General features: G+C 62.1%; 14 protein-coding genes. 12 read left to right on the forward strand and 2 right to left on the reverse strand.

Features of this window, described 5'->3' with window-relative positions:
• Positions 1 to 10 precede the first annotated feature (10 nt).
• Entirely contained in the window at positions 11 to 1,291 is a 1,281-nt protein-coding gene (locus ACYQ1P_RS17075) for a peptidoglycan -binding protein (RefSeq protein ID WP_460021545.1), read from the forward strand.
• Here the strand turns inward: ACYQ1P_RS17075 and ACYQ1P_RS17080 are convergent, their stop codons facing one another.
• Both ACYQ1P_RS17080 and ACYQ1P_RS17085 read right to left on the reverse strand, forming a co-directional pair.
• Positions 1,292 to 4,858 carry a hypothetical protein gene (locus ACYQ1P_RS17080; RefSeq protein ID WP_460021546.1) on the reverse strand — a complete coding sequence of 1,189 codons (3,567 nt, stop codon included), beginning with the start codon at positions 4,856 to 4,858 and terminating at the stop codon, positions 1,292 to 1,294.
• 256 nt (positions 4,859 to 5,114) lie between these two features.
• Positions 5,115 to 6,338 (reverse strand): MFS transporter, encoded by a 1,224-nt coding sequence (locus ACYQ1P_RS17085; RefSeq protein WP_460021547.1) that lies wholly within the window; start codon positions 6,336 to 6,338, stop codon positions 5,115 to 5,117.
• A 183-nt stretch (positions 6,339 to 6,521) separates the two neighbouring features.
• Between ACYQ1P_RS17085 and ACYQ1P_RS17090 the strand changes: the two genes are divergently transcribed.
• The 11 genes from ACYQ1P_RS17090 (at position 6,522) to ACYQ1P_RS17140 (ending at position 15,192) form a co-directional block, all read left to right on the forward strand.
• Entirely contained in the window at positions 6,522 to 7,124 is a 603-nt protein-coding gene (locus ACYQ1P_RS17090; RefSeq protein WP_460021548.1) for a DUF2062 domain-containing protein, read from the forward strand.
• Between the two features lie 80 nt (positions 7,125 to 7,204).
• On the forward strand, positions 7,205 to 8,161 hold the full coding sequence (locus ACYQ1P_RS17095) for a hypothetical protein (protein ID WP_460021549.1): 957 nt from the start codon (positions 7,205 to 7,207) through the stop codon (positions 8,159 to 8,161).
• Positions 8,162 to 8,169: 8 nt separating this feature from the next.
• The gene (locus ACYQ1P_RS17100; RefSeq protein WP_460021550.1) at positions 8,170 to 8,691 is read left to right on the forward strand and encodes a SoxR reducing system RseC family protein; all 522 of its coding nucleotides are present in this window, start codon (positions 8,170 to 8,172) and stop codon (positions 8,689 to 8,691) included.
• Positions 8,692 to 8,708: 17 nt separating this feature from the next.
• The gene (locus tag ACYQ1P_RS17105) at positions 8,709 to 9,719 is read left to right on the forward strand and encodes an FAD:protein FMN transferase (RefSeq protein ID WP_460021551.1); all 1,011 of its coding nucleotides are present in this window, start codon (positions 8,709 to 8,711) and stop codon (positions 9,717 to 9,719) included.
• 137 nt (positions 9,720 to 9,856) lie between these two features.
• Positions 9,857 to 10,438 (forward strand): electron transport complex subunit RsxA, encoded by a 582-nt coding sequence (gene rsxA, locus ACYQ1P_RS17110; protein WP_460021552.1) that lies wholly within the window; start codon positions 9,857 to 9,859, stop codon positions 10,436 to 10,438.
• Between the two features lie 25 nt (positions 10,439 to 10,463).
• On the forward strand, positions 10,464 to 11,009 hold the full coding sequence (locus ACYQ1P_RS17115; RefSeq protein WP_460021553.1) for an RnfABCDGE type electron transport complex subunit B: 546 nt from the start codon (positions 10,464 to 10,466) through the stop codon (positions 11,007 to 11,009).
• Positions 11,006 to 12,490 carry an electron transport complex subunit RsxC gene (rsxC, locus tag ACYQ1P_RS17120; RefSeq protein ID WP_460021554.1) on the forward strand — a complete coding sequence of 495 codons (1,485 nt, stop codon included), beginning with the start codon at positions 11,006 to 11,008 and terminating at the stop codon, positions 12,488 to 12,490. The genes ACYQ1P_RS17115 and rsxC overlap by 4 nt, the downstream gene beginning before the upstream one ends.
• Positions 12,487 to 13,566, forward strand: a complete 1,080-nt coding sequence (locus ACYQ1P_RS17125; protein WP_460021555.1) for an RnfABCDGE type electron transport complex subunit D — start codon at positions 12,487 to 12,489, stop codon at positions 13,564 to 13,566. The genes rsxC and ACYQ1P_RS17125 overlap by 4 nt, the downstream gene beginning before the upstream one ends.
• A complete protein-coding gene (gene rsxG / locus ACYQ1P_RS17130) occupies positions 13,563 to 14,213 on the forward strand; it encodes an electron transport complex subunit RsxG (RefSeq protein ID WP_460021556.1) in 651 nt (216 codons plus the stop codon). The genes ACYQ1P_RS17125 and rsxG overlap by 4 nt, the downstream gene beginning before the upstream one ends.
• Positions 14,210 to 14,893, forward strand: coding sequence for an electron transport complex subunit E (locus ACYQ1P_RS17135; RefSeq protein WP_460021557.1), 684 nt, complete (start codon positions 14,210 to 14,212; stop codon positions 14,891 to 14,893). The genes rsxG and ACYQ1P_RS17135 overlap by 4 nt, the downstream gene beginning before the upstream one ends.
• Before the next feature lie 2 nt (positions 14,894 to 14,895).
• Positions 14,896 to 15,192, forward strand: coding sequence for an RnfH family protein (locus ACYQ1P_RS17140; RefSeq protein ID WP_460021558.1), 297 nt, complete (start codon positions 14,896 to 14,898; stop codon positions 15,190 to 15,192).
• Positions 15,193 to 15,293: the final 101 nt, after the last annotated feature.

A 15,293-nucleotide genomic window follows, 5' to 3' on the forward strand; every position in this document is an offset into this window, starting at 1 on the left:
GGCCGCCCCGATGCCCGGCGCTGGCTCCCGTCGCACCCGTCATTCCCCCGATATCTGGCCCGGCTTCGTGGATGCCCTGGCGACCCTGTTGATGGTCGTCATTTTCCTGTTGATGATCTTCGTGCTCGCCCAGTTCGTGCTCAGCCATGCCCTCTCCGGACGCGATCAGGCCCTGCAACGCATCCAGTCCGAACTCACCGAACTGACCGATCTGCTGGGCCTGGAACGCAAGGCCAATGCCGACCTGCGGCTCAATGTGGCGGTGATGTCCGAAGAGTTACAGGCTTCGGTGCGCAGCCGCGACGATTTATCCGAGAAACTGCGCCAACTGAACCTGACCAACGCCGGGCTGAAGGCGGAAAACGAGCGCCTCAACGCGGACATGGATTCCGCCTTCACCAGTTTGCAGGAAGACCGTCAGAAGCTGTCGCAACTGGAAAAGGAAACCCTGCGCAACGCCGCCGCCCTGGCCAAGGCCAAGGCGGAACTGGAGGAAGCCAACAAATCCATCACCGTCAAGACCGAGACCTTGCAACTGAAACTGCAAGAACTGGCCGATCTCAACGGCCAACTGGCAGCCCTCCAGGCGCTGAAGAAGGAATTGGAGGAGAAACTGCTGGCCAGTGATTCCTCCCTGGCCAATGAAAAGGAACTTTCGGCCACGGCTCGGGCTCAGGCGGCCCTGCTCAATCAGCAGCTTCAGGCGGTGCGCGACCAGATGGCCGCCCTCAACGAAGCCCTGGAAGCGGCGGAAAAGAAGAATACCGAGCAGAATGTGCAGATTGCCGACCTGGGCTCACGGCTCAATGCCGCCCTCGCCACCAAGGTTCAGGAACTGGCCCGCTACCGCTCGGAATTCTTTGGACGGCTGCGCGACATTCTGGGCGATCAGAAGGACGTGCGCATCGTCGGTGATCGCTTTGTCCTGCAATCGGAAGTGCTGTTCGGCACCGGCTCGGCGGAACTGGGCGACGGCGGCAAGGAAAAGCTGGCCGAACTGGCCGCCACCCTGCGCACCATCGTGCCGCGCATCCCCGAGGATCTGGATTGGATTTTGCGCGTCGACGGCCACACGGACCGCACGCCGATCAACAACTGGCGCTATCCCTCCAACTGGGAACTCTCCACCGCGCGGGCCATTTCCGTGGTGCGTTTTCTGATCGCGGAGGGCCTCCCGGCAGACCATCTGGCCGCTACCGGCTTCGCCGACCGCCATCCCCTGGATACCGGGGAGGGAGATGAGGTTCTGCGCCGTAATCGCCGTATCGAATTCAAGCTGACCCAGCGTTGATCAATTCCCCAGGTCGGCGGGAGCAGAGACCACGGCATTGTCCGGCTGGGCGGTGCTGTAGCTGATCACCGGATCATCAAAACCGGCAACCACGACCGTCAGGTTCTCCACATTCTCGACCGTCAGGCCGACGAATTGAGGTGTTGGGGCATTATCAGCCGGGGCTTTGCCACCGCTGATCGAGTCCAGCAGCGCCATCAGATCCTGATATCCCGCCGCGTAATCGACCAGGTTGTCGAATTCCACCTGTACCGTGTCCCCGGTGCCCGCCCCGCCATCGAAGTGGTCTTGACCGGACGTCGGATTGGAGGCGTCATAGACGTACGTATCGTTGCCGTTGCCGCCCAACACGGTATCGTCGCTGTTGGAACCGATGATGGTGTCGTTGCCGTCGCCGCCGTCGATGGCTTCGATGCCACGCAGTTCGGTGCCGCTGAAGTCCAAGGTATTGGAGCGCCAGGAGCCCTGGATAATGTCGATCCCGGCACCGCCGTCAATCACTTCGACCGATTGGCTGGCATTGAAATCATACTTGATGCCGATGACATCGTTCCCGGCACCGCCCTGAACTGTATCCATCCCGGCCCCGCCGTTCACCACGTCGAAGCCCTGATTGACACCGCTGACCAGGAACAGGTCATCCCCACCATTGCCAAACAGGGTATCGTCGCCCGCGTTGCCCAGAATGGTGTCGGCCTGTTGGGTGCCAATGATGGTATCCGAGCCGTCGGCCCCATCAATCCATTCGATGCCGCGCAACTCGGTGGCCGAAAAATCGAACGTATTGCTGTGCCACGATCCCAGGATGACATCCTGTCCCGCGCCGCCGTCGATGACCTCTATGCCGTTGCCCGGGCCGAAGGTTCCGGTCAGCCCGATAACGTCATCGCCCGCGCCGCCCAGGACCGTATCGAAACCGACGCCACCGAAATATTGATCGAAGCCCTGACCTGCGCCCTGCACCCGGAACAGATCATCGCCGCCGTTGCCGTACAGGGTGTCGTTACCGCCGCCGCCGATGAGCAAGTCCGCACTCTCCGAACCGATCAGCGTGTCATTGCCGTCGCCGCCGTCGAGCATTCGCACCACAGACGGGTCCGTCGTGCTCAGGTCCAAGGTGTTGCTGGCATAATTTCCCCAATTCACCGCCGGGTCGTACAGACCATCGACCATGGCTTCCCCGTTCATCAGGTTGCCGCTGCTCGTGTAGGGATTGTTGGAAATGGATATGGTTCCCACCGGATCAGTGATGGTGTTGTTTTCAAGCACCATGGGCAGACCCAGGTCCGTCGCCGCGACGCCGATCACCGTGCCGCCATCCATATTGTTGATGATGACGTTATCTCGGATGGTGATGCTGCCCGCCGTGCCGCCGCGCGAGGTTGAATACCAGATCATGTGGGGATTGTCGCTGGCGGGAGACTGGATCAGGGTATTGCCCTCGACCAGCAGATCGCCGCCCGCCGTCACGTCGATATTCATGCTCGCCGTCCCGGCACCATCATCGAGAATGGAATTGCGCACCACCGTTTCGGCACACAGGGATTTGACATGATGGCCGATGGAGGTGTCGCGGAAGCTGCTGTCCTCGACCACCAGACTGTCGCCGCCGGAGATGTAAATGGCGTGGCTGAAGCCGTCGCCGGCCCCGTTGCCGATGAATTCCGAGCCGACGATATGGACGGTCTGGCCGTCGCCGCCGCCCAGGATGCCGTTCTGATTGTTCTCGAAGGTCGAGTTCACCACCGTCAAATTGCTACCCTGATGCCGGATGCCCGCGCCGTTGAGATAAGTATTGTTGGCATTGGCGAAGGTGATGTTTTCCACATAGAGATTGGCCGCGCCCTGGGTGACCAGCGCACCCTTGGTGACCTGCCCCACATCGAACACCACATCGCCGACCCCCATGATTACCAGATCCTGCTCGATCAGCAGGGGGTGATCGGGGTCGTAGCGGCTGTAATATTCGTTGCCGGAGAAGCTGTAGGTGCCTTCGTGGACCAGGATGGTGTCCCCACTCTGCGCCGCCGCCCAGGCCTCCTGCACCGTGGCATAGGTCTGACCGACACCGACTTGCAGCACGATCCCGGAAAGCGCGAACGGCGGAGTGATCGAGGGGCCGTTGTCAGCGATGGGCATATCCGTCGTCGCCAACTGCACGTCGGCAAAATTCAGGAATTCCACATCGTCGCCGATGGTCTCGGAGACGCCATTGGCATAGGTGACGGTGCGCGCGGTCCCGTTGAGAACGTAGTCGGCCATCCGACCGCTGAAGGCGACCGTGTCGATCCCGTCGCCGCCGAAGAACGTGTCGCCGCCCAGACCGTTGGACACCAGCCAGTCGTTGCCCGCGCCGCCATCGATAATGTCCGCCTCGGCGGACCCGGTAATGGTATCGTGACCATCGCCCCCGTCGATGCGCTCGATGCCGAACAGGTCCGTGGCACTGAAATCCAACTGGTCGGAGCGCCAGGAGCCCTGGATCACGTCCAGGCCGTCGCCGCCGTGGATCGCCTCGATGGAGTTGGCCGCGCCAAAGTCACCTTGCAGGCCGAAAAGATCGTCCCCGGAGCCGCCGATCAACTGATCATCGCCGCTGCCGCCGTCCAACTGGTCCCAGCCCTGATCCAGGCCGGAGGACAGAAACACGTCGTCGCCGTCGCCGCCGTACAGCACATCGTCGCCCGCCCCGCCCCGGATCGTATCCGCCGCCGCCGACCCGATCAGGATATCCTGACCATCGCCGCCGTCGATGAGGTCGATCTGGCGCAGTTCGGTGGCGCTGAAATCCATATAATTGGAGCGCCAGGAGCCTTGGATGGTGTCAAACCCGGCACCACCGTCAATCACTTCGACAGCATGGGTCGCGCTGAAATCGTCGGAAATGCCGATCACATCGTCGCCGGAACCGCCGAGGATCGTATCCATGCCCGCCCCGCCGTCGAACCGGTCGAAATCCTGACCGCTGCCGGTGACCAGAAACAGGTCGTCGCCATCACCGCCGGAAAGAATGTCCTCGCCCGCCCCGCCCTGAATCGTATCCGCCCCGGCGCTGCCGGTGATCGTGTCGTTGCCGCTGCCGCCGTCGATGAGGTCGATCTGGCGCAATTCGGTCTGGCTGAAATCCATCTGGTTATGCCGCCAGGAGCCTCGGATGCTGTTGATCCCCGCCCCGCCGTCAATCACCTCGATGGAATCGCTGACGTCGAGATCCTGGTCGACCCCGATCACATCATTGCCGGAGCCGCCGAGAATCGTGTCGTCGCCCGCGCCGCCCTCAATGCGGTCGTTGCCCTGGTTGGTGCCGCTCACCAGAAACACATCGTTTCCGCCGCCGCCGCTCAGAATGTCATTACCGGTGCCGCCGCGAATGGTATCGGCCAAGGCCGTGCCGAAAATGGTGTCATTGCCGGCACCGCCGTCAATCAGCCTGATATCCAACAGGTTGAGGCCGCTGAGGTCCAAATAGCCACTGCGCCAGCCCCCCTGGATCACACCGTCGATGACATCCCACTCGGAGTCCGGAGAAACGATTCCAGCTTCGATATCCAAAAGAGTCGTACTCATGGCCTCACCCCACACGTTGCGCATTTACCTACAAACATTTGCTCAGATAGTAAAGAATTGGAGAAATTGAATACGTTGCCTAAATACATCCTAAAATCCATTTACGTAACAAAACTTCAATAAACAAAGTACACACATATGATAAACATAAGTGATCGTTTATCAATTTTATTAAATGGAAGTATTATTGGATAAAATTTTAGATAAATCTTTATATTTCAAATCATGATCCAGAAACATGATTTGAATACATTTATCATCCAATATCCCGGGGCCGGATTGGCACATCTCGCCGCAGTAGATACCAGGCAAGACCCAGGACTTGCACCGCCAACAAGGTGGCAAACGCGGCCTGATACCCTTCGGGGGCATAGCCCAGCGCCGAGGGGCGCGGCCACAGATCGATGATCGCCCCGATGCCCCACTGGGTGGCGAAGGCCAGCACGAAGACCAGCAGATTGAGCCCGGTATTCACCCGCCCCGCCAGATGTGCCGGAAACGCCTGGGAGAGGGCGGCATAGGGCACGATTCCGGCGGTCCCGAAGAAGCCGAAGGCGATCCACAGGGGCAGGGCAAACGTGGTCCATTGCCCGGCCAATCCGATCTGCACCACCTGGAACAGCGCCATGCCTGTCACCGCCACGGTGATCGGGGCGACTCCGACTCGGGCGAGGCGGGTCGCCAGGGTGCCAAATCCCACATTCCCGACCATCATGGCCAAGGCGATCCACAACAGGTTTTGCCCGATGTCGGTCCGCTCCAGACCCGCCACGTCCCGCATCCAAGGCCCCGACCACAGGCTTTGAATGGCCAAAAAGGAGGCCTGGGACACAAAGGTCAGGGGGGCTACCCGCCAGAATACGGGCGACGTGAAAACGGTGCCCACGCCTTCGAGGATTTCGTCCAGGCGGGCCGGTTCCCTGGTCGAGGGTTTTTCCGGCACCACTTTCCACACCAGCGCCGCCACCCCGAGGGTGACCAGGGCCACCCCCCAGAACAGCCCGCGCCAATCCGTGATTCCCAAAACCCATTCGACCGGTTGGGTGGCGGCCAGGGCGCCCAGGCTGCCGAATGCCATCTGAAGGCCATTGATCTGGGGCAGTTTTTCCGCCGGGAACCAGGCCACGAAGGCGGTAAAGGCGGCCATCAGACAGGCCGAAACACCAAATCCGATCAGCCCCCGTCCGATCAACAATCCGGTGAGGCTTTCGGAGGTGGCAAACAACGCCGCTCCGGCGGCCGCGAAGAGCAGCAGGACGGCTTCCGTGCGCCGGGCCCCATAACGGTCGAGCAGCATCCCCAACGGCAATTGAAAGGCGGCGAAGGTCAAAAAGTAGGCGCTGGTCAATAGCCCCAGATCCGCCGCCGTCAGACCCAGTTCCCGTATCAGATCCGGCGCGATCACATTATTGACCGTACGATACAGATACGACAGGAAGTAGCCCAGGGCAAAGGGCAGGAAGATTCGGGCGGCGTGCATGGCGGCCTGTGGAAAAGTGAAAGGGGGGCCAGGGGTCGCCGCCGATTAAAGGGGGTATCCCTCTCCCATGCAAGGACTCTTGCAATTCCGGGTGTCTTCGCGGTCCCGACGCATGATCGCGGTTTACAGCGCGCGGCTGCAACTCTAAACAGAAGGAGACGCGCCGCCCCGGAGTCCCTGCCCGTGAGCCTTCGCCCACAAAGAACCCTGCTTGAACGCATGCACCGGCTGGCCCGGTTTCGGCTCATCGTGCCCATGCAGCGCAGCCCTCACCCGCCGGAATACACTGCCCGCGCTGCCGCCATCGGCTTGGCTGTGGCCTTTACCCCCACCGTCGGCATCCAGTTGGTCGTCGTTCTGGGCATCTGGATTCTGTTGCGTTGGTCGGCCCGGACCGACTTTTCCCTGGTGGTTGCCCTGGCCTGGGTGTGGGTGACCAACGTGTTCACCATGCTTCCCATTTACTACGGTTTCTACGTAACCGGTCAGTTCATGCTCGGTCGCTGGGACGACCTGTCCGGCTACCAGGGGTTCGTCGATGTGTTCAGCGCCGCAGTGAAAATGGACATGTCCATGCTCGACATGGCCTGGGCCCTGATCACCCTGGCCGCCGAGGAACAAGGTTTGGCGATGTTCGTCGGCAGTCTCCCCTGGGCCATCATCACCGCGTGGCTGGGTTATGTCTGGTCGCTGAAATATTTACGCACCCGCCAATCGGCCCGCCTGCGTCGCTTCCGCGAAACGTCGGTCCAGGATGAACCGTTGCCGCCGTCACAAGCGGGTTGAGTCTTGCATTCCGCGATGGGCACGGGGACAATGGGTTATTGCAAAATCGTGAATAGATTATCCGGCGAGACCCCACTATCATGATGTTCACCGACCTGACCGAAGAACAACTGATCGAGATTTGCGCGGTTACCGAGCCCGAGCCCGAGCCCGTCCAGTTGTTGGCGCGCATCAATCAGGCGATGCCCGAGTTGCAGGCCCATTACATGCTCACCGAGGACGACTGGTACCGGGTCGGCGGCGTTGTTGATCAGCAGGGCAAGCGCGTCGCCGATGACCTGATGGCCTGGGTGGAGAAGGAATCCGGGGGAAACCTGGACCAGTTGCTCGAACGCCATCACGCCTCCGGATATCAGGCCACGGCGATCATCGGCCGGACCCATTATTTCGGCGTGCCGCTGGGACGCAAGCCGTTGGATTTCTACCAGATCGAGATCGAGGAAGTGGAGGAGGTCATCGAGCGCCCGCTGTTCCAGGACGATTATCTGCCCGACAGCCTGGAGGAAGTCATCGACCCCCTCGACGCGCCGCATTTCAATCCCAAGCCCTATGGGCCGCCCCGCTATCAGTTGGGCCGTCTGGTGATCATGCTGGAGCGCATCTGGGACCTGACCAACGACTATTCGGGCGACCCCCGGTTCCGACGCTTCATCGAGGAATGGAACATGTCGAGCACCGCCAGGGACTCCTGTTTCTGTAATCATTGGATGATCAAGGAACGGCCCTATCTGTCTGAAAACGGCGATCATGTGACCGAAGTCAAGATTCTCAGCCCGCTGGCACCGCTGGTTTACGGATTGCGCGGTTCGCAGGTGGCCCCCGGTCCGGAGTTGCAGGCCACCATCCAGGAAATTAACAGCCGCGCCCGGTCGCCCATGGCCTGGTACTACCTGATGCTGACGCAGAATTTTCTGCCCTACGGCACCGTCAGCGCCATCCATGATTCCCTCGCCGAAGGCAAGACCGACTACGGCGCGGTCACCCAGCGGGATCTGCGCATCCTGGAAAACTGGCTCGACGATCCCTATCACGCCTGAGACCCGCCATGACCGATGTCTCCTATGACAGTGACCTGCATATACCTCTGGTGGAAGGCACCGCCTGGGTGCTGGCGGTCTCCGAGGAAAGCGTCTGGCTGCAAGCGGAAAGCCAGTCGGCCTGTGGCAGTTGCCAGTCCACCAAATCCTGCGGCGTCTCAACGCTGTCAAAGTTTCTCGGGCGGAAGGACGTGCGCTTTCGTTTGAACAATGATTTCGATGCCCGCCCCGGGGAACGGGTGGTGATCGGCATTTCCCAATCGGCTTTGCTTGGCGCCTCGATCATCGCCTATATGGTGCCGGTGCTCGGCCTGATGATCGGTGCCGTCGGCGGCAGTCTGGCCGGGTTCAACGAGTTGGCGACCGTTGTCACCGCGCTGAGCGGACTGATCGGCGGTTTCGCGCTGTCCCAGGCCCTGGGACGACGCCCCGATTCTCTTGAACGTCTGAATCCGGTCTTTCTGCGCCGCGCCGATGGCATCGTTTTTTCCGCCGAGGACTGTCCCTCTGATTCCGGTTCCCGTTCGTGAGGCCCTTGAAACTCCTGATGGTTCTGCTCTTGGGCGGGCTCGTCGCCTGTGACCAGGCCCCGACGGTGCAAAAGGAAACCCTGTATGTTTTCGGCACCTTGGTGGAAATCAGCCTGTATGACGTGCCCGCCGACGAGGCCGCCGCTGCCGTGGCCGAAATCAACCACAAATTTCGCAAAATGCATGAGGATTGGCACGCCTGGCAGCCCGGGGCCTTGACCGCCCTCAACCAGGCCTTCGCCGAGGGCCGCAGCCTAGAAACCCTGCCGTCAATCGTCGCCCTGATCGAGCGCGGGCGCGACCTCTCACGACTGAGTGACGGGCTGTTCAATCCGGCCATCTGGGCATTGGTCAGCCTGTGGGGCTTCCATGCCGACGAAATGCCCAAGGGCACCCTGCCCGATTTCGCCCGCATCAAAGAATTGGTGGCCCAGCACCCGAGTATGGACGACATCGTGATCGACGGCCTCACGGTGCGCAGCCGTAATCCGGCTGTGCAGTTGGATTTCGGTGCCTTTGCCAAGGGGGTGGCCCTGGACGAGGCGGTGGCCCTGTTACGCGCACGCGGCATCCGCAACGCCATCGTCAATGCCGGGGGAGACCTGAATGTCATCGGACGGCCTGGCAACCGGCCCTGGAAGGTCGGCATCCGGCATCCGGTGGGCTGGGGGGTGATTGCCTCGGTGGAGCTGGCCGACGGCGAGAATCTCTATACCTCCGGCAACTACGAACGGTTTCGGGAACACGAAGGCATTCGCTATGCCCATATCATCGACCCGCGCAACGGGATGCCGGTGACCCATATCGTCTCGGCCAGCGTACTGCATCGCGACGGTGGACTGGCCGACGCCGCCGCGACCGCCCTGTCGGTGGCCGGACCGGAGCATTGGCAGCGTATCGCCCGCGCCATGGGGTTGGATCAGGTGCTGTTGGTCGATGACGCGGGCACCGTCTATGCCACCCCAGCCATGGCGGCGCGGGTGACCTTCGAGCCCGGCGAACCGCCACGGCTGGTGGTCGCCGAGTAGGGCAGCACCCACTCCCGCCAATTCCCCAACAAAAAAGTGGGATTTCGGCGCTGGTCAGAAGGCCTTTGGATTGCTATGTAACAGAATGATGATCATCCTGGAGCTTCCGCGACGGCGGAAGTGAACGTGACGAAACCATGCAAGAGTATCTTCTGCTCCTGTTGGGCACGGCGCTCGTGAACAACGTGGTCCTGGTGAAATTCCTCGGCCTGTGTCCGTTCATGGGCGTGTCCAACAAGGTGGATTCGGCCCTCGGCATGGGCTTTGCCACCACCTTCGTGTTGACCCTGTCGGCGGCGGCCAGTTGGATTTTGGAACAGTACGTCCTGGCCCCCCTCGGCATCGGTTTTCTGCGCATCCTGACCTTCATTCTGGTGATCGCGGCGGTGGTCCAGTTCACCGAGATGGCGGTGCGCAGGTTCTCCCCGGCGCTGTATCAAATCCTGGGCATTTTCCTGCCCCTGATCACCACCAACTGCGCGGTGCTCGGGGTCGCCCTCTTGAACTTGCAGCAACAGCATACATTTGTCCAAAGCCTGCTCTATGGCTTTGGTTCGGCGCTCGGCTTTACCCTGGTCATGGTGATGTTCGCCGGGCTGCGCGAGCGGCTGGCCCTGGCCGAGGTTCCGGCCGCCTTCGCCGGAGCCCCCATCGGCTTCGTGGTTGCCGGTCTGCTGTCGTTGGCCTTCATGGGCTTTTCAGGTCTGGTCGTTCAATAACCACTTTGCGAGAGTATACCAAGGCATGTACGAGGCGATAGGCAGCTTGACCGTTTTGGGGATCGCCCTGGGCCTGATTCTGGGGCTGGCGGCACGGTACCTGAAGACCGAGGGCAATCCGCTGGCGAAGGAAATCGAGGACATGATGCCTGGCACCCAATGCGGCCAGTGTGGGTTTCCCGGTTGCTCCCCGGCGGCGGAAGCCCTGGCCACCGGCGCGGCCGAGGTCACCCTGTGCCCACCCGGCGGCCGCGCACTGGCCGCCGATCTGGCGCAGAAACTGGGCCTCCAGATTGATCTGTCGAAAGTGGCGGAAAAGGAACCGGCGGTGGCGTTCGTCAACGAGGACGGCTGTATCGGCTGCGCCCGCTGTTTCCAGGTCTGCCATGTGGATGCCCTGGTCGGCGCACCGAAACAGATGTATACGGTCATCGCCGCGATCTGCGATGGCTGCGACAAATGCGTCCAGGTCTGCCCGACCGACTGCATCGAGATGCGCCCCATTGCCCCGACGGTGAACACCTGGTACTGGCCGAAGCCGAAACCCGAACTGGGGAAAATGGCCGCATGAAGCTGTTCAATATCCGTGGCGGTGTGAATCCGGAGGGACGCAAATCCCTGTCTTCGGAAAAACCGATCCGCGACATTCCTTTGCCGGAGGTCCTGCATGTGCCGTTACAGCAGCATGTGGGCACCCCGGCCGCGCCGCTGGTGGCGACCGGCGATCATGTGCTGAAGGGGCAACTGTTGGCAAAGGGGGATGGCGTCGTCTCGGCCGCCGTTCATGCCCCCACCTCGGGCGAGATTCTCGGCATCGGCATGTTTCCGGCCCCCCATCCGTCCGGCCTGCCGGTGCATACGGTCACCCTGAAACCGGATGGTCTGGACCAATGGGGCGACCTTCTGCCGCCGCTGGCCGATCCCTTCGCCCACCCCCCGGCGGATATCGCCCAACGGGTCGCCGAGTGCGGCATTGTCGGTCTCGGCGGCGGGGTCTTTCCGTCCGCCATCAAGCTGAATTTGCGCGATTCCCATCGCCTGCATACCCTGGTGCTCAACGGGGCCGAGTGCGAACCCTATCTGACCTGCGATGACCGCCTGATGCGCGAATACGCCCCCGAGGTGATCGACGGGGCGCGACTCATGGCCCATGCCCTGGGGGCGAAAAACATTCTGGTCGGGGTGGAGATCAACAAGCCCGCCGCTTTGGCCGCCCTGCGCGTCGCCGCCACGCCGTTCCCCGCCATTCGGGTCGTCGGCCTGCCGGTGCGCTATCCCATGGGTTCGGAAAAGCATCTGGTGCAGGCCCTGACCGGGGTCGAAACCCCGTCCGGTCAATTGACGGCCCATGTGGGATTCGTGGTGCACAACAGCGCCACCGCCTATGCCGTCTCCGAGGCGGTGCGTCATGGCAAGCCGCTGATCGACCGCATTGTCACCGTCAGCGGCGGTGCCATTCGCACAACGGCCAACCTGCGGGTGCCGTTCGGTGTCCCGGTGGCGCATATCCTGGCCGATTGCGGCGGTCTCAAGGAAACGCCGAAACAGTTGCTGTCCGGCGGACCGATGATGGGCCAACCGCTGACCTCCACCGACGTCCCCTCGGTCAAGGGCATGAACGCCATCCTCGCCCTGACCGCCAAGGAGGCGCGCAAATACCGTCCCCTGCCCTGCATCCGTTGTGGTGATTGCGTGGATATCTGCCCCTGTGGTCTGGTGCCGCTGGACCTAGCGGCCCATATCCGCCACGACGACATTCCGGCGGCCATGCGCCAGGGGCTCGCCGAATGCATGTCCTGCGGCTCCTGTTCCTATGTCTGCCCGTCCCATATCCCACTGGTGCAGTATTTCAACCATGCCAAGGGCAAGGCCAAGGTGCTGGCGACCGAGGAACGGCGTATCGAGGGCAGCAAGGATCTGGCAGCCCGGCGGGCGGCCCGGCTGGAACGGGAACTGGCGGCGAAAAAGGAAAAAATGGCGGCCCGCAAGGCGGAGGCGGCGCGCAAGGCCGAAGCCGCCCGACAAGCCCCAGACGAGGCCCCGGCGCCATGACCCAGGTGCCGCCGCTGGCCGCCGCACCCTATGCCCACCACGGGCGCAGTGTGCCACGGATCATGATGCTGGTGGTCCTCGCCCTGCTCCCCGCCACCGCCTATGGCCTCTATCAGTTTGGCTGGCCGGCGGTGAATCTGTTTTGTGTGACCATTCTCTCCGCCGTCTTGTGCGAGGTCCTGTGCCTGGCCCTGATGCAACGTCCCATCACTCCCTTCCTGTTCGATGGCTCGGCCCTGCTCACCGGCTGGCTGCTGGCCATGACCCTGCCGCCCTGGGCACCCTGGTGGATCGGCGTGCTGGGGGGCATTGCCGCCATCGGTCTGGGCAAACAAGTGTTCGGCGGCATTGGTCAGAATGTGTTCAACCCGGCCATGGTGGCACGGGTCGCCCTGCTGATTTCCTTTCCGCTGGAAATGACTTTTTTTGTTGCGCCTCATCCCCTCGGCTCGGCCCAGGCACCGCTATTCCTGGAGGCTCTGAACATCACCTTCGGCAGCGGGGCCGACATGGACGCCGTGAGCAGCGCCTCGGCGCTCGGCCATCTGCGCACCGAACTGGGGCGCGGTCTGACCCTGGCTCAGGCACAACTCGGCACCGTCAAATGGTGGTCTCTGGGGCTCGGGCCGGTACCCGGCAGTCTCGGCGAGACTTCGGCGCTGCTGATCTTTCTGGGCGGCCTGTTTCTGTTGGCCAAGGGAATCATCAGTTGGCACATCCCCTTTGCCCTGCTGGCCACCGTCGGGGTTTTGGGAGGAACGTTCCATTTTATCGACCCGACCCATTATCCCGGCGCGACCTTTCATCTGTTAGCCGGCGGCACCGTGCTGGGGGCCTTTTTCATCGCCACCGACATGGTCACCTCGCCGGTCACCCATCGCGGCCAGTTGATCTTTGGGGCCGGGTGCGGGCTGCTGATTTTCGTCATTCGCACCTGGTCCGGGTATCCGGAGGGTGTCGCCTTCGCGGTCCTGCTGATGAACGCAGCGACCCCGCTCATTGACCGCTGGGTGCGCCCCCGGGTGTTCGGCAGGACGCGCAGCGGGGCTCCACTGCCGACGCGGAGCGACCGATGAGCACGACAATGCCCAACACCTCCTTGTGGGGACGTTTTCGCCAGAGCTTGGTGTTTCAGGCATTGACCCTGGGCCTGTTTGCCATGGGGGGGGCGGCGCTGCTGGCTGGGGGCGACCTGAGCACCCGTGACGCCATTGCCCAACGGCAGGCGGAAGACCTGAAAGCCTCGTTAACTCAGGTTCTGCCGCCGGAAAGCCATGACAATGACCTGTTGGCCGAACCGCTTGTGCTGTCCTTCGACGAAGGTCCGCTCACCGTCTATCGTGGCACTCGCCAGGGCCAGGTGACCGGTCTGGCCTTCGCGCAAATCGGTCGCGGCTATGCGGGCGATATCCGGCTCATTCTCGGCCTCAACCCGGACGGACGCATTCTCGGGGTGCGGGTGCTGGCCCATCAGGAAACGCCGGGGCTGGGGGATCGCATCGAACGGGCCAAGGACGACTGGATCTTGGATTTCGATGGACGCAGCCTGGACCACCCACCAGATCACGACTGGAAAGTCAAGAAAGATGGCGGCCTCTTCGACCAATTCAGCGGCGCCACGATCACGCCCCGGGCGGTGGTGGCGGCGGTGCATGGGGGGCTGACCTTGTTCGCCCAACATCGAGAGGCGCTGCTCGCCATCCCGGAGGGAGACAAGCCATGAGCCAACGTAGCTATGGGGATTTGGCCCGTGACGGCCTGTGGACCAACAACGTGGTATTTGCCCAGATGCTGGCCCTGTGTCCGCTGCTGGCGGTGACCGGCACGGCGACCAACGGGCTGGGCATGGGACTGGCGACCACGGCGGTGTTGATGCTGTCGGGACTCTCTGTCTCGCTGCTGCGCGGAGGTATCGCCCATGACATCCGCATTCCCGCCTTCGTCTTGATCATCGCCGCCATCGTGACCCTGGTCGATATGGCCATGAACGCCTGGGTGCATGAGCTGTACAAGGTGCTGGGACTGTTCATCCCGCTGATCGTCACCAACTGCGCCATTCTCGGACGGGCCGAGGCCTTTGCCTCCAAGGAAAGCGCCATGCGCGCCCTGTTCGACGGCCTGATGATGGGCCTGGGCTTCACCGCCGCCCTGACGCTGCTCGGCGCGGTGCGGGAAATTCTCGGGTCGGGCACCCTGTTCGCCAATGCCTCCTTGCTGCTCGGACCGGCGTTTGAGGGGCTGGAAATGACCGTGATCCCGGATTATAAGGGCGTCTTGCTGTTTGTCCTGCCGCCAGGGGCATTTATCGTGCTCGGCTTCCTGCTGGCGGGCAAACGGATCATCGACGGCCGTCTGGCGCGGCGGGCGGAAGCCGAGGCCGGGGGTCTGGCGGCGGAAGGCTGAGCATGTCGGAGAAAATTATTCGGGTCGGAGTCAGCTATGCCACCCCGCAACGGCAACTCTGGCTTACCGTCGATTTGCCCGAGGGCAGCACCGTACAACAGGCCATCGACGCCTCGGGCATCTGTGATGAATTCCCGGAAATTGATTTGAGCACCCAGAAAGTCGGCACCTTCGGCAAGCTGGCGGCACTGGACGACCCACTGGAAGACGAGACTCGGGTCGAGATCTATCGCCCCATCACCGCCGACCCCAAGACCGCCAAGCGCAAAAAAACCGCACCCTCGGACCCTGAAGAGTAACTGTTTTTTTGTAAGGGGTATATAATTCCATGATAAACATTCCTAAGAGGTTAGGTTTTCATCGCCATGCTGAAAACCTGGCTCATGGTCAGGGAGTCCGA

It is taken from the genome of Magnetospira thiophila (assembly GCF_054657015.1).

Coding starts and splice junctions, on each gene's coding strand:
- ACYQ1P_RS17135 (WP_460021557.1), top strand. CDS start 14,210: ATGAGCCAACGTAGCTATGGGGATTTGGCCCGTGACGGCCTGTGGACC.
- ACYQ1P_RS17085 (WP_460021547.1), bottom strand. CDS start 6,338: ATGCACGCCGCCCGAATCTTCCTGCCCTTTGCCCTGGGCTACTTCCTG.
- rsxG (WP_460021556.1), top strand. CDS start 13,563: ATGAGCACGACAATGCCCAACACCTCCTTGTGGGGACGTTTTCGCCAG.
- ACYQ1P_RS17075 (WP_460021545.1), top strand. CDS start 11: ATGCCCGGCGCTGGCTCCCGTCGCACCCGTCATTCCCCCGATATCTGG.
- ACYQ1P_RS17125 (WP_460021555.1), top strand. CDS start 12,487: ATGACCCAGGTGCCGCCGCTGGCCGCCGCACCCTATGCCCACCACGGG.
- ACYQ1P_RS17100 (WP_460021550.1), top strand. CDS start 8,170: ATGACCGATGTCTCCTATGACAGTGACCTGCATATACCTCTGGTGGAA.
- rsxA (WP_460021552.1), top strand. CDS start 9,857: ATGCAAGAGTATCTTCTGCTCCTGTTGGGCACGGCGCTCGTGAACAAC.
- ACYQ1P_RS17115 (WP_460021553.1), top strand. CDS start 10,464: ATGTACGAGGCGATAGGCAGCTTGACCGTTTTGGGGATCGCCCTGGGC.
- ACYQ1P_RS17105 (WP_460021551.1), top strand. CDS start 8,709: ATGGTTCTGCTCTTGGGCGGGCTCGTCGCCTGTGACCAGGCCCCGACG.
- ACYQ1P_RS17140 (WP_460021558.1), top strand. CDS start 14,896: ATGTCGGAGAAAATTATTCGGGTCGGAGTCAGCTATGCCACCCCGCAA.
- ACYQ1P_RS17095 (WP_460021549.1), top strand. CDS start 7,205: ATGATGTTCACCGACCTGACCGAAGAACAACTGATCGAGATTTGCGCG.
- rsxC (WP_460021554.1), top strand. CDS start 11,006: ATGAAGCTGTTCAATATCCGTGGCGGTGTGAATCCGGAGGGACGCAAA.
- ACYQ1P_RS17080 (WP_460021546.1), bottom strand. CDS start 4,858: ATGAGTACGACTCTTTTGGATATCGAAGCTGGAATCGTTTCTCCGGAC.